The following is a 13,913-nucleotide window of genomic DNA, read 5'->3' on the forward strand; positions in this document are numbered from 1 at the left end:
CTCCAAGCCTAAATACTCGTACATGACCGATAGCGAACACAGTACCGTGAGGGAAAGGTGAAAAGCACCCCGATTAGGGGAGTGAAACAGTACCTGAAACCGGATGCTTACAATCAGTTGGAGCCCCATAGGGGGTGACAGCGTACCTCTTGCATAATGGGTCAGTGACTTAATCTAACATGCAAGCTTAAGCCGTTAGGTGTAGGCGCAGCGAAAGCGAGTCTGAATAGGGCGACTAAGTATGTTGGATTAGACCCGAACCCCGGCGATCTAGGCATGAGCAGGCTGAAGGTGCGGTAACACGCACTGGAGGGCCGAACCGTTTAATGTTGAAAAATTATCGGATGACTTGTGTTTAGGGGTGAAAGGCCAATCAAGCCGGGAAATAGCTGGTTCTCCGCGAAATCTATTGAGGTAGAGCGTCAGATGTATGCCAATGGGGGTAGAGCACTGGATGGGCTAGGGCTGCGCGAGCGGTACCAAACCTAACCAAACTCCGAATACCATTGAGTCTTGTCTGGCAGACAGACGGCGGGTGCTAAGGTCCGTCGTCAAAAGGGAAACAGCCCTAACCTACAGCTAAGGTCCCCAAGTCATATCTAAGTGGGAAAGCATGTGGGAATCCCAAAACAACCAGGAGGTTGGCTTAGAAGCAGCCATCCTTTAAAGAAAGCGTAACAGCTCACTGGTCTAAATAAGGGTTCCTGCGGCGAAGATGTAACGGGGCTAAAGATATGCACCGAAGCTTAGGGTTGCAGTTTACTGCAGCGGTAGCGGAGCGTTCCGTAAGTTGATGAAGCCGAAGGGTAACCGACGGTGGAGATATCGGAAGTGCGAATGCTGACATGAGTAGCGATAAAGAGGGTGAGATGCCCTCTCGCCGAAAGACCAAGGGTTCCTGCGCAACGCTAATCGGCGCAGGGTAAGCCGGCCCCTAAGACGAGCCCGAAGGGGGTAGTCGATGGGAACCACGTTAATATTCGTGGGCCTGAAGATGTGTGACGGATGGCGGAAGTAGTTCAACCTTATTGGATTGGTTGGGCTGCCAAGTTGTCCCGGGAAATAGCCTCTTCATATAGACCGTACCCGAAACCGACACAGGTGGTCAGGTAGAGTATACCAAGGCGCTTGAGTGAAGTATCCTGAAGGAACTCGGCAAATTGCCTCCGTACCTTCGGAAGAAGGAGGCCCTGGATCGACGCAAGTCTTTTCAGGGGGCACAGGCCAGGGGGTAGCGACTGTTTATCAAAAACACAGGACTCTGCTAAGTCGGCTTCAAGACGACGTATAGGGTCTGACGCCTGCCCGGTGCTGGAAGGTTAAGAGGAGGAGTGCAAGCTCCGAATTGAAGCCCCAGTAAACGGCGGCCGTAACTATAACGGTCCTAAGGTAGCGAAATTCCTTGTCGGGTAAGTTCCGACCTGCACGAATGGCGTAACGACTTCCCCACTGTCTCCAGGATATGCTCAGCGAAATTGAAGTTCCCGTGAAGATGCGGGATACCCGCGGTTAGACGGAAAGACCCCGTGCACCTTTACTGCAGTTTCAGAGTGGCATTAGGAAAGAGCTGTGTAGCATAGGTGGGAGGCTTTGAAGCGTGGGCGCCAGTCCGCGTGGAGCCATAGGTGAAATACCACCCTGCTGTTTTCTGATGTCTAACCAACTACCGTTATCCGGTAGTGGGACCCTCTGTGACGGGTAGTTTGACTGGGGCGGTCGCCTCCTAAAGAGTAACGGAGGCGCGCGATGGTAGGCTCAGGCTGGTTGGAAACCAGCTGCGAGAGTGCAATGGCATAAGCCTGCCTGACTGCGAGACTGACGAGTCGAGCAGAGACGAAAGTCGGTCATAGTGATCCGGTGGTCCCTCGTGGAAGGGCCATCGCTCAACGGATAAAAGGTACGCCGGGGATAACAGGCTGATACTGCCCAAGAGCTCATATCGACGGCAGTGTTTGGCACCTCGATGTCGGCTCATCACATCCTGGGGCTGGAGCAGGTCCCAAGGGTTTGGCTGTTCGCCAATTAAAGTGGTACGTGAGCTGGGTTCAGAACGTCGCGAGACAGTTTGGTCCCTATCTGCCGTGGGCGTCGATTGTTGAGAGGAGTTGCCCCTAGTACGAGAGGACCGGGGTGAACATACCTCTGGTGTACCTGTCATCGCGCCAGCGGTGCAGCAGGGTAGCTATGTATGGACGGGATAACCGCTGAAAGCATCTAAGCGGGAAGCCTCCCTCGAGATAAGCAATCATCGAACCGTGATAGACCATCACGTTGATAGGCTGGGTGTGGAAGCGCAGTAATGCGTGGAGCTAACCAGTCCTAATAGTTCTGTTCGCGCTTGTTGGATCCCACCATCAATGTCAGGCCTGAGTATCACTCAGACTGGTGTTGAGGAGGAATTCTCAAAGCCGGATAATGCCTGTGCCGACCGCGCAAGCGGCGGTTCGGGTGACGCCTTCAAACGCACAAACACCATGATTGGTGCATCGATTTAAAACCTTGCCCGCACGCCGGCTTTATTGCTTGGTGGTCATAGCGCCTGTGACCCACCCGATCCCATCTCGAACTCGGCCGTGAAACCAGGTAGCGCCGATGGTACTAGTGCTTAAGCACTGGAAGAGTAGGTCGCCGCCAGGCATTATAGCCGGCGAGCAGCAAGGTAACCCATTCACGATTTCAAAAAGCCGCTGCCGGTTTCACCGAGCGGCGGCTTTTCTGTCTCTGACGCTTCGGCGCTTGAGGCATGTCGTTCGGATCCGCAGGATCCGCAAGGCCGACTGGCCGTCCGCAGCCAAGACAGCCTGCTGTCGAGAGCGAGGATAGCCTAGCCGACGGATGTCGGCGCCGGCGCTTGAGGCACAATAGGTGACGCGGGATGGAGCAGTCCGGTAGCTCGTCAGGCTCATAACCTGAAGGTCGTTGGTTCAAATCCAACTCCCGCAACCACCTAAAACCCAATGTAAAATTCGAAACGTTCGCCCGCAGCATCAGCTGACGGGCTTTTCTGCGTTTCGGAATTCAAATAAAGCTTACGAGAGGAGAAACCCAGTGGATCCGCATACTGACGCACCCCTGCTTACCGAGCGGTTCGATGAGGCACTGGCCTATGCAAGCCGCATCCATCGAACGCAGGTCCGCAAAGGCGGATCGATACCGTACGTCTCGCACCTACTGGGCGTATGCAGCCTTGCGCTGGAGGATGGCGCTGATGAAGATCAAGCGATCGCCGCTTTGCTCCATGATGCAGTCCAGGATCAAGGTGGACTGGATCGTGCTGCCGATATCCGGCAACTCTTCGGTGATCGCGTGGCCGACATCGTAATCGACAACTCAGACAGTGACAGTGAGCCGAAGCCACCGTGGCGAGAGCGAAAAACCGCATATCTTGAGAGCCTCGGCAAGAAGCCTCGCGCCTCGCTCGAAGTCAGCATCGCCGACAAGACACATAACGCATCTGCGATCGTGCATGATCTGCGTGAGCACGGAAACATTGTGTGGGAGCGCTTCACTGGTAAGCGTGCCGGCTCCCTGTGGTACTATCGGTCTCTGGTGGAGCAATTTTCAGCACTGGTACCGGGACCAGGTGCAAATCGCCTCGCTCTCATCGTGGCGGAGATGGAAAGCCTCTCTTCTGCATCTCACACAGCTTGAGGCACGACTGCGTCTCAGCCCAAATTCACTATGCACAAGCGAAAGTCCGGGTGACATGAGGATGCCATTTTGCGCTATTACATGCGTGAAAGATTTCTCATGGGAAAACCGTTTTATGTTGCAAACCGATCGTCGCAAATTTCTTGCTTCAACCTCGACTGCGTTTGGAGGCATCCTGCTGAGCGGCTGCGCGTCGAATACGGCGGCTGTCCGTTCGATGCCGGTCGCCAATCGCTTTGGCGAGCTGCAGACAGACCCAGAAGGTGTGCTCGACTTGCCTCCCGGCTTTTCTTATCGTGTCATTTCACGCTCGGGAGAGATGATGGACGATGGCGAGGGCGTGCCTGACGCGGCTGACGGTATGGGCTGCTTCGACATTGGCGATGGCAAAATCGCCCTCGTGCGCAACCATGAATTGCGCCCTTCTGCGGACAATGTGATTGCGGTTGCCCCGGCATATGACACCATCGCGCGCAGCTTGCTTGCCTTGCCCGGTGGCACGACGACGATCATCCTCGATGCCGAGACGCTTGAGGTACAGGAGCAGTATCGCAGCCTGGCCGGTACGATCCGCAATTGTGCAGGCGGCGTGACGCCGTGGAACACTTGGCTGAGCTGCGAGGAAAATACGACCACGGTCGAGGAGTCCGAGGGACGCCTCAACCAGAACCACGGCTACGTTTTCGAAGTGCCTGCCAATAGCGGCGGCCTCGTCGATCCGCAGCCGCTGCGCGCCATGGGCCGCTTCAATCACGAAGCCGCCTGCGTCGATCCGCGCACAGGCATTGTCTACATGACGGAAGATCGCGGGGATTCGCTCTTCTATCGCTTCATTCCCGATGTGCCGGGCGACCTCGCTGCAGGCGGCACGCTGCAGGCGCTGGTGCTCGACGGCATGCAGGACACGCGCAATTCGGAAGATGGCACTACGCGCCTGGCCGCCAACGTACCGGTGCCGGCAACATGGATCACGCTCGATAATGTCGAAGCGCCCGATGATGATTTGCGCCAGCGTGGCGCAGATCGGGGCGCGGCCATTTTCGCGCGCGGCGAAGGGATCTGGATGGGCGACGGTGAGATGTATTTTACCGCCACCAGCGGAGGCCTGGCAGGCGAGGGTCAGATTTTCCGCTTTACGCCGCGACCTGAAAGCGTCGATCTTCTCGAGCTTTTTTATGAAAGCCCTGAGGCGGCGGAATACAGCTATGGCGACAATCTTGTGGTCTCGCCTTTCGGGGACCTGATTGTTTGTGAAGATCAGTATGGCGACACGGTCGACAATTACCTGCGCGGTATCACGCCTGCGGGTGAGGCCTATGCTTTTGGGCGGCTGCGCTTGCAGACCGAGCCTGCCGGGGCTTGTTTCTCGCCGGATGGGCAGACGCTGTTCGTGAACGCCTATTCGCCGACCATGACGCTCGCGATCACAGGGCCGTGGCCGACTGCATGAGCGGCGCGCCTTCGGTTCTGTTCGTCTGCCTCGGCAATATCTGCCGGTCGCCGATGGCCGAAGGCGCTTTGCGGGTCGCGGCTCGGGATGCCGGATTGGATGTCGCGATCGACAGTGCCGGGACCGGTGGCTGGCATGTTGGCAATCCGCCTGACAGCCGGGCCGTCGCGACGGCACGTGAAAAAGGCGTCGACATTTCCCGCCTACGGGCCAGGCAGGTGACGGCGGACGACTTCACGCGCTTCACGCATATCTTCGCGCTCGACGCTCAGAATCTGGCGGATTTGCAGCGGTTGGCTCCCGCGGATGGGACAGCGGAAGTGGCTCTCCTCCTCGATATCGTACCGGGGCGCGAAGGCGATGCGGTGGCCGATCCCTATTACGGCGATGCCGACGGGTTCGAGATTGCCTGGAGCGATGTAAGCAGTGCGGCCGCCGTTTTGGTCGCGCGTCTCAAGCCGTGAGCTGGCAGCATCGGTTTGAAGCAATCACCGGCAGCACGATTGCCGGAGGGCGAAAGCTGCAAGGCGGTGATTTGGGCGGCGCTACCCTTGTCGATCTGGCGGATGGCCGCCAAGCTGTTGCCAAAAGCGGACCACTGGTAACGCGCGAAGGCGCGATGCTGAAAGCTATCGCTGAGACTGGCGCCCCCGCTCCCCGCGTCTGGCACGGCGAAGACGATCTGCTGATCATGGATTATGTCGATGCGGACGGCGTCAAGGGCTGGGAGAGCCTTGCTGACGCACTCGCGCAGCTACACGCTCCCCGCGATGAACTGTATGGTTGGGAGAATGATTACGCCTTCGGCACGATCAGTATCGCCAATTCGCGAACCGAGAACTGGCCTCGGTTCTGGGCTGAGTGCCGCCTGCTTTGCCACGCGGAAAAGATCGATAGCTCCATCGCGCGACGACTTGAAACACTGAGCAAGAGCCTGCCCGATCTGCTTCCCGCTTACCCGACGCCCTCACTGCTCCACGGCGACTTATGGGGTGGGAACATCCTCTTTCATCAAGGCAAGCTTGCCGCGCTGATCGATCCGGCGAGCTATGTCGGTCACCGCGAAGTCGATGTTGCGATGCTCACCATGTTCGATCATCCGCCGCATGAATTTTTCGAGGCGCTGGAGCTGGAGGAAGGCTGGCGCGAACGCCTGCCGATCTATCGCCTTTGGCCATTGCTGGTGCATCTGCGCCTGTTCGGAGACACCTACAAAAACTCCGTAACGAATGCGCTGCGAACGCTCGGATTTTAACTAAGCTGCGGAAAGGGCTTCCACTCGCCGCCGGCTGGGTCTTCGGCGAAAATGCCTTCGATCAGTGCCTCGTGCACATCTTCAGGCTTGGCGGGATCCCACGCGGGATCGTTGTCCTTGTCGATCAGCACGGCGCGAACGCCCTCCGCAAAGTCATGGCGCAGCATCATGCGGCTCGCGACGCGGTATTCCATGACCATGTTTTCAGCGAAAGTTTCGCAATTGGCGTTTTCGGTAAACTGACGGAGCGCGACCTTGCTGGTCGTCGGGCACTTTGCCCTGACAGCCTTCAGCTCTTTCTCCGCCCATTCGGTGTCTGAATTCTCGAGTGCTTCGATGATGCCTTCGACGGTGTCGGGGCCGAACAGCAGATCGATTTTGTCGCTATTCTCGGCAATACGGGCAGGCGGCGGAGTGGCGGACATGTCGGTCAGGACAGCGCTCGGATCTTCGCCCGCCGCGATGCGCGCTTTGGCTTCGGCGGTATCTTCGCTCTTGAGGTAATGCGTTGCGAGACCTGCCCACAGGCATTCCGCGCCATCAAGCCGCGCCGCGGTCAGCGCGAGGAACTTGCCGGTCGCGCCCGGCAGGCGTGGCAGATACCAGCTTGCACCGACATCCGGGAAAAGGCCGATATTGCCTTCGGGCATGGCGAACATCGTGTTTTCGGTCGCGACGCGGAATTCGCAGGGCTGAGAGATGCCCACGCCGCCGCCCATCGTAACGCCATCCATGAAGGCGACGATGGGTGTGCCATAGGTAAACATCAGGTGATTGAGGCGATACTCCGCATGGAAGAATGCGCGGCCTGCTTTGCCGTCATCTTCCAGCGCGGATTTGCGCACCATTGCGACATCGCCGCCTGCACAAAAACCGCGGCCTTCGGCGTGATCGAGAATGACAGCATGCAGCTTTTCATCCTCGCGCACGCGCAGCAGCGCATCCGACATCGCCTCGCACATATCCTGGGTCAGCGCGTGCAGCGCCTTCGGGCGATTGAGGGAGATGTGCAGGATCGCGTCGTGCGCGTGGATGTTTACGTCTTGGGTCATGAAAATCCTTACTGCCGCAGCAAATCGCGGCCGACGATCATGCGCATCACCTGGTTGGTGCCTTCGAGGATCGAGTGGACGCGCAGGTCGCGCCAGAAACGCTCGATCGGATAGTCGCGCAAATAGCCGTAGCCGCCGAAAATCTGCAGCGCATTGTTGACGACATTGCTGCCGCTATCGGTGGCGAGGCGCTTGGCCATTGCGGAGAAACGCGTCTTGTCCGGCGCGTTGTCGGTGACTTTTGCAGCGGCGAGATAGAGCAGCGCACGCGCTGCCTCCAACTCGGTCGCCATGTCGGCAAGCATGAATTGGGTGTTCTGGAAATCGGCAATCGGCTGGCCGAATTGCTGGCGATCCTTGGAATAGGCAATCGCCTCATCAAGGCATCGCTGCGCTCCGCCCAAAGAGCACGCCCCGATATTGAGGCGTCCGCCATCAAGGCCGGCCATGGCGAAGCGGAACCCTTCTCCCTCGCTGCCGATGCGGTTGGCAACCGGCACGCGCGCGTCTTCAAAGATGACCTGCGCCGTGGGTGAGGCATTCCAGCCCAATTTCTTTTCGGGTGCGCCGAAGCTGACACCAGGCGTGTCCTTGTCGACCACAAGCGCGGTGATGCCGCGTGTCTTGTGCTCGTCAGTACGGACCATGACAAGATAAACATCGTTCACGCCGCCGCCAGAAATGAATTGCTTGGTGCCGTTTAGCACATAGTCGTCACCATCCAGCTTCGCGCTGGTTTTCAGCGCCGCCGCGTCGGAACCGCTGCCGGGTTCGGTCAGGCAATAGCTGGCGAGCTTTTCCATGCCGATCAAATCGTCCAGATAGCGCCCCTTCAGATCGTCCGATCCGAACGTGTCGATCATCCATGCGGCCATATTGTGGATCGAGATAAAGGCGCTTGTGGTGGGGCAGCCATAGGCCATGGCTTCCATGATCAGCGCCGCTTCCAGCCGGCCCAGTCCGATTCCGCCGCTTTCCTCGCTCACATAAATGCCGCCAAAGCCGAGCTCTGCCGTGCTTTTGATCAGATCGACGGGAAAGTGGTGTTCTTCGTCCCATTCGCCTGCATGTGGGGTGATATTATCGGCAGTAAACCGCTGCGCCATTTCCTGAATGGCGAGCTGGTCTTCATTGAGCTGAAACTGTCCAGTCATTGCATAAATCTCCTGCTCGCTCCCATGTCAGGAAGTGATTGCAGGTGCAACCAGTCTGGTGGCCCGTATCGAGAGCGCTTAGTCGCCGAAGGTTTCGAGCGGCTCCGGGGACGGATCGAAGCCTGTGGTGTCGTCCATCGGCTCCGCCGAAAAGCCTTGGGCGGAATCGATCAATTCATCGGGCGCGGCATCGACAACAACCTCTTCATCGTCGTCTCCTGCGTCGCCGCGATCGCTGCCAGTGCGCGCGCTTTCTTCCTGCTCTTCTGTATCGTCGAAACCTTGGAATGCTGCGGCGCCTTCCGAACCGACAATCCGTGCGGAGCTTTGCCCGCGGTTTTGCGGCTGCTGGATCACGAATTCGCGCTGGCCGTTGCGATCGACGCCGGCGGCTTCATTGCGACTATCCAGATCACTGCCGCATGCTGCAATCAGCAATGGCAGAGGCAGAAGACCGAGGCTTTTCAGGCGCATCTTTCGAATCCCGTTTCGTGTGGCGATGTCGATTTAGCAGAGGATGAGTTACAAATTTGCTGACGCATTAGCCACAATTGATGCGCTCTATCACGAGGTCATCGTCGTAAGAGACGGTCAGCCGATCGGGACGATAATCCATCGTGACAGCCGTGCGCGGCGGAACCCAGCGCAATTGCCGCGCACCGGACTCTTCCAGCATGGCTTCGCCCATAGCAGCAGTCGCCGTATGACCCGCGTGGTACTGCACCGGCCCCGCATCGCATTCACCGGCGGATTCGCGGACCGGCATTTCGGTCAAGTCTGCAGCGTCATCGGTGGCGCAGGCGGCAAGGGCGCAAGCCATTGGGAGGGTGGCAGCGAGGGTGAGCATTGGTCGCATAATCGGTCTCCTCGGTATCTGTTCTAGCCTCTCTCGAAGCCGCGCGCTAGGAGGCGCTGCAAAGGAGATATGGCGATGGCAGGCTTGTGGTTTGAAGAATTTACTGTCGGACAGGTTTTCGATCACCAGCTGCGCCGCACCGTGACCGAGACCGACAACGTCATGATCACCACCATGACGCACAATCCGGCCGCCCTGCATCTGGATGCCGAATATATGAAAGGCACCGACTATGGGCAGGTGCTCGTGAATTCATGTTTCACGCTCAGCCTGATGGTAGGGATCAGCGTGCATGACACGACGCTTGGCACGGCGGCGGCCAATCTTGGCTGGGATGAAGTGCGCTTTCCTGCGCCTGTCTTCATTGGCGATACGCTACGGATCGAAAGCGAAGTCCTTGATTTGCGCGAAAGCAAGAGCCGCCCGACGCAGGGCATCGTCACCTTCGCTCACCGCGCCTACAATCAGGATGATGTTATGGTTGCGAGTTGCAAGCGCGCCAGCCTGCAGAACAAGCGGCCCGCATAACGCAACCGGTTGCTGCCGGACAAAAAGAAGGGCGCCCCGAACCGAAGTTCGAGGCGCCCGCCCCCCAAGCTTTGAAAAGCGCGATTAGAAGCCGAAGGATAGGTTGACGGTGACGCCTGCCGCTTCGAAGCGATCTTGGCCAACGCCGTCATAGAAGCCAGCAATGCCGAAGCGGACATTGCCCGGTGAGACCACATCCATCCCGAGCGAGCCGCGCGCACGCAGGCCATTCTCGACCACCGAATAGGTGTCTGCACCGAATGTCAGCACGCCTTCGATTTGGCCGTATGGGGCGTAGGTCCAGCCATTGCTGTTTTCGAGGCGGTAATCGAGACGCGGGCTGAAGGCGACTTCACCCTGATCGATCCGCGCGTCAGCAATGGCAACGCCCAGCGTGTCGACATAGCCCTGCACGTCTTCGCGCAGGTAGCGCACCGAAAGCTCCGGCCAGAAGGTCAGGCCTTCGCCAACTTCAAGGTCGCCGATCGCAGAGGCGCTGGCGAGCATGCGGTCGGTCTCGAACCCATCGACATAGGTGCCGAATGGCGAGACGGTGTTATCCGAGCTGCCGAAGGCGACGCGTGCATCGACGAAGAAGCCTTCTGCAAGGCGCGCGGTGACATAAGGTCCGGCCATCCAGCCATCGCCTTCTGCCTGGCCAACGCCAAGCGTGTCCGCATCATTGTCAAAACGATCGAACTGGACCAGCGCGCCGACCAGCAGATCTTCGCTCAGCAGGTAATCGACACCGGCATAGGCGATCGCGAAGGTGCCGCGATTATTGCCGATCGTCACATCGGCCAGCGATCCTTCGAACCAGATGTCGAAATCGCTTTGACCTTCGCGGCGACCCAGAGCGGTCTGCACCATGGAAAGGCTGGTGGAGATGCTGCGATTGGCCGAGTTGATGCGGATATCCGCCGGCAAGGCGCCACTTCCCGGAACAGCCACCTGGCCAATCTGGGCCGAGCCGCCACTCGCAGCCTGACCGCTCAGCCGCTCGAGGCGACGTTGCAGGTCCGGCTGGTTCGACATGAGCAGCGCGTTGCGGCCGCCAAGGAATTCGCCAATGGCTTGTTCCGCTGCCGTGCGCGTGTCGGTCAGCTCTACGGTGCAGACCAGGCTCTCGCTTGGTGAGAGTTCCAAGGCCACCGTGCCGTTCTGCAGGCTGACCGCGCTGTCGGTGTCGTTACACGAGATGCCCGTAAGAGCGTATCCGGCAGCGCGCAGATCATTCACCGCGAAATTGTAGCTGCCCGAAGAGACATCCGCCGCTGTAATCGTGCCTGTACCGCCACTGGTGGTGACGCTGGAGGCAAGGCCCGGCACGTTCGTGGTGAAGGACACAGTCTCATCCGCACCGATCACATTGGTGACGATGGTGACGGTGCCCAGCGCCTGAACGGTCACACGGACGGTATCGCTCCGGGTGAAGATGCCATCGGAAACCGACAGCTGGAATTCGAACGACTGCGTGCCGTTGACAAGCGGTGCCGTGAAAGTGGGAGCCGCCGCCGTCGCATCGCTCAGTGTGACCGGTGCACCAGACGTCTGGGTCCAGCTATAGGTCAGCGTGTCGCCATCCGGATCGGTGGAGCCGGTTCCATCGAGCGTCACGGTCTGACCGCTGTCGATCGGGCCGATATCGGCACCGGCATCAGCGGTCGGCGCGCTATTTGGCTGGACATTGATCACAACCGTATCGGTGGTGGTCGTCAGGCCATCATCCACCGTCAGTTCGAAAGTGAACGGCGTCGTGGAAGCCAATCCCGAAGGAGCGGTGAAAGTGGGCTGCTGTCCATTCGGGTCGCTGAGCGAGACGCTCGGACCGCCCGTCTGGACCCAATCGAAAGTCAGCGCGGAAGGCTGCTCGGGATCGCTCGAGCCCGTAGCATTGAGCGCGACCGTTTCGCCGCCGCGAACAGTCTGGTCAGGCCCTGCATCGGCCGTAGGCGGCGTGTTTGCCACGACGGTGAGCGTGACGCGGTCAGTGCTTGTGGTTGTACCGTCGCTCACCGCAACTTCGAAAACAAGCGGCTGTGCGGTGTTTGTCAACGCAGGGGCGACAAAAGTGGTCTGGCCATTTGCTGGATTGGGATTAGCAATGGTCACAGCAGTGCCGGAAACCTGCGTCCAGCTGTAAGTCAGTGGATCGTTTTCAGGATCTATTGAGTCCGTGGCGTCGAGAACGATTGTGGCGTCTGCAGTGATATTCCCGCTCGTTCCCGCAACTGCGACCGGGGCCTGGTTTGCCCCGACCGGGATAATCACATCGACGAAGTCGGATGATTGCGCACCGTCATTATCCGTCACGACCAATTCGAAACGCAATGTCTGCGGACCAACTGCTGTCGGCGCGGTGAAAGTCGGCTGGATGGCATTGGGATCGGACAGCGCGACGGGTTGGCCGAGCACCTGGTTCCAGGAATAGCTGGTGATATTGCCGTCTGGATCGGTCGATCCCGAGCCGTCCAAAGTGACCGTATCGCCGATCTGCGTGGTGATATCCGTTCCGGCGTCAGCCACCGGATCGAGATTTGGGAAAACGATGATGAGACCGCCTGTCGAAGTGACCACCACCGTATCGGTGGAGCTTGCACCGTCGGGATCGGTTACCGTCAGTTCGAAAGTGTATGTGCTGATGCCCGGTACATTCGTCGTGCGGAATGTCGGTTGTGCGATGCTGGCGTCAGAAAGCGTGGCGGCAGGGCCGCCTGTTTGGACCCAGCTATAGGTTAGGGGATCCGTGTCAGGATCACTCGAGCCAGTGCCATCGAGAGTAACCGATGAGTTCCCGACAGTGGACTGATCCGGCCCTGCATCCGCGACAGGTGCATTGTTGCTGGTTGGCTGCACGAATATCGAGACGAGATCTTCCGCAAGCCTGCGTCGGCCTAAGCCATCATCCGCCCGCAGGCTGAAGCGTATTTCCGTTGCCGTCGCAGATGCTGGTGGGGCGGTAAACGTTGGTGTGGCGGAATTCGGATTGGTGAGCGTCACCGTCGGTCCGGAAAGCTGAAACCATGTATAGGTCAGTAGGTCGTTTTCACGGTCCGTCGTGCCAGTAGCGTCTAGCTGCACCAGCGCTCCGCCCTGAACGTTCTGATCCGGGCCGGCATCCGGCACAGGTTCGAGATTCCGCTCAAGCTCCACCACGACAAGATCGCTGTCAAATCCGCCATTGCCGTCAGAAACCGTAAGCTCGAAGGTCCATGACAAATCGCTAAGCCTGCGAGAGGGCGGTGTCACGGTGAGTGTCGATGAGTTGGTATTGCCGATGCCGATGCTGGAGCCGGACACCTGCCGCCAACTATAAGTCAACGGATCGCCGTCCGGGTCACTCGATTGGCTACCATTGATGACAAAAGGCTGATTGGGAACAAGATTAGGCTCGTCTGGCCCTGCATCTGCGACCGGTCGCTGGTTGGTCCCGGCTGGGACAAAGCCGTATTGCTGGGCAACCGAAGAGCAAGCACCGCCTGCCGCATTCATCTGTGCTAGATCTACGGATACTGATCCGAGAGTTGCGACACGCGAAGTTTGGTTGCGGTCAAAAACGACAATCGATGGTGCACCTTGAACCGAAGGCGTATTCGCAGTGCGAAAGCCGACGGTACGCGCGAAATTCGACTGGGTAGTCCCGACATCAACATTGAAAGTGTTGTTGAACGTAACGTCGGTACCCGCTGCATCCTGCCCGACGATCTGAAATTGATCGACACCGTTGCCGGTGGAATTATTGACGAAATCTGCGGTGGTGCCGGTATAGTCGGCCTGTGTAGTGACCGAGCATTCGAATCCTGAAGCAGAATAATTTGAAATGGTCGGCGCGGTCGCAGTTCCGGCGAGAGCCTGATTTGCGATAGCGATTGAAGAAACTGTGCCCAGGATGAGCGAACGGCGAATATTCTTCGAGAGCATGTATCTGACCCCTGATTGGAACTGCTGAGGGGCCGTTGGCGCTTTG

Annotated in this window: 11 protein-coding genes, 1 tRNA gene and 2 rRNA genes (1 of these 14 running past the window's edge); 9 read left to right on the forward strand and 5 right to left on the reverse strand. The window is 58.5% G+C overall.

Annotated features, from left to right (window positions below; translation table 11 throughout):
* The 8 genes from I5L03_RS04415 to I5L03_RS04450 all read left to right on the forward strand — a co-directional run.
* Positions 1–2,343: ribosomal RNA gene (locus tag I5L03_RS04415) — 23S ribosomal RNA — on the forward strand; it begins 445 nt to the left of the window's first position.
* A 14-nt stretch (positions 2,344–2,357) separates the two neighbouring features.
* Positions 2,358–2,495 (forward strand): hypothetical protein, encoded by a 138-nt coding sequence (locus I5L03_RS04420; RefSeq protein ID WP_197920474.1) that lies wholly within the window; start codon positions 2,358–2,360, stop codon positions 2,493–2,495.
* Positions 2,496–2,522: 27 nt separating this feature from the next.
* Positions 2,523–2,637: ribosomal RNA gene (rrf, locus tag I5L03_RS04425) — 5S ribosomal RNA — on the forward strand.
* 232 nt (positions 2,638–2,869) lie between these two features.
* Positions 2,870–2,946: transfer RNA gene (locus I5L03_RS04430), tRNA-Met, on the forward strand.
* A gap of 102 nt (positions 2,947–3,048) precedes the next feature.
* Positions 3,049–3,651 carry an HD domain-containing protein gene (locus tag I5L03_RS04435; protein WP_325100079.1) on the forward strand — a complete coding sequence of 201 codons (603 nt, stop codon included), beginning with the start codon at positions 3,049–3,051 and terminating at the stop codon, positions 3,649–3,651.
* 115 nt (positions 3,652–3,766) lie between these two features.
* Complete coding sequence (locus I5L03_RS04440) at positions 3,767–5,101, forward strand: alkaline phosphatase PhoX (RefSeq protein WP_197920475.1); 1,335 nt, start codon at positions 3,767–3,769, stop codon at positions 5,099–5,101.
* Complete coding sequence (locus I5L03_RS04445) at positions 5,098–5,565, forward strand: low molecular weight protein-tyrosine-phosphatase (RefSeq protein WP_197920476.1); 468 nt, start codon at positions 5,098–5,100, stop codon at positions 5,563–5,565. The genes I5L03_RS04440 and I5L03_RS04445 overlap by 4 nt, the downstream gene beginning before the upstream one ends.
* Complete coding sequence (locus I5L03_RS04450; RefSeq protein ID WP_197920477.1) at positions 5,562–6,356, forward strand: fructosamine kinase family protein; 795 nt, start codon at positions 5,562–5,564, stop codon at positions 6,354–6,356. Before I5L03_RS04445 ends, I5L03_RS04450 begins: the two co-directional genes overlap by 4 nt.
* Here I5L03_RS04450 and I5L03_RS04455 read toward each other — a convergent pair.
* From I5L03_RS04455 to I5L03_RS04470, 4 genes are all read right to left on the reverse strand, one after another.
* Positions 6,353–7,408 (reverse strand): enoyl-CoA hydratase/isomerase family protein, encoded by a 1,056-nt coding sequence (locus tag I5L03_RS04455; protein WP_197920478.1) that lies wholly within the window; start codon positions 7,406–7,408, stop codon positions 6,353–6,355. The two genes, I5L03_RS04450 and I5L03_RS04455, sit on opposite strands and share 4 nt — an antisense overlap.
* Positions 7,409–7,416: 8 nt before the next feature.
* Complete coding sequence (locus I5L03_RS04460; RefSeq protein ID WP_197920479.1) at positions 7,417–8,562, reverse strand: acyl-CoA dehydrogenase family protein; 1,146 nt, start codon at positions 8,560–8,562, stop codon at positions 7,417–7,419.
* Between the two features lie 78 nt (positions 8,563–8,640).
* A complete protein-coding gene (locus I5L03_RS04465) occupies positions 8,641–9,036 on the reverse strand; it encodes a hypothetical protein (RefSeq protein ID WP_197920480.1) in 396 nt (131 codons plus the stop codon).
* A 67-nt stretch (positions 9,037–9,103) separates the two neighbouring features.
* Positions 9,104–9,382, reverse strand: a complete 279-nt coding sequence (locus tag I5L03_RS04470; RefSeq protein ID WP_197920481.1) for an I78 family peptidase inhibitor — start codon at positions 9,380–9,382, stop codon at positions 9,104–9,106.
* Positions 9,383–9,493: 111 nt separating this feature from the next.
* Here I5L03_RS04470 and I5L03_RS04475 point away from each other — a divergent pair, with 111 nt between their 5' ends.
* Positions 9,494–9,946 carry a MaoC family dehydratase gene (locus I5L03_RS04475; protein WP_197920482.1) on the forward strand — a complete coding sequence of 151 codons (453 nt, stop codon included), beginning with the start codon at positions 9,494–9,496 and terminating at the stop codon, positions 9,944–9,946.
* Between the two features lie 84 nt (positions 9,947–10,030).
* Here I5L03_RS04475 and I5L03_RS04480 read toward each other — a convergent pair whose 3' ends face one another.
* The gene (locus I5L03_RS04480) at positions 10,031–13,867 is read right to left on the reverse strand and encodes a PKD domain-containing protein (RefSeq protein WP_197920483.1); all 3,837 of its coding nucleotides are present in this window, start codon (positions 13,865–13,867) and stop codon (positions 10,031–10,033) included.
* Positions 13,868–13,913: the final 46 nt, after the last annotated feature.

The organism is Aurantiacibacter sediminis, assembly GCF_016019885.1.
Taxonomy (GTDB): Bacteria; Pseudomonadota; Alphaproteobacteria; order Sphingomonadales; family Sphingomonadaceae; genus Alteraurantiacibacter; species Alteraurantiacibacter sediminis.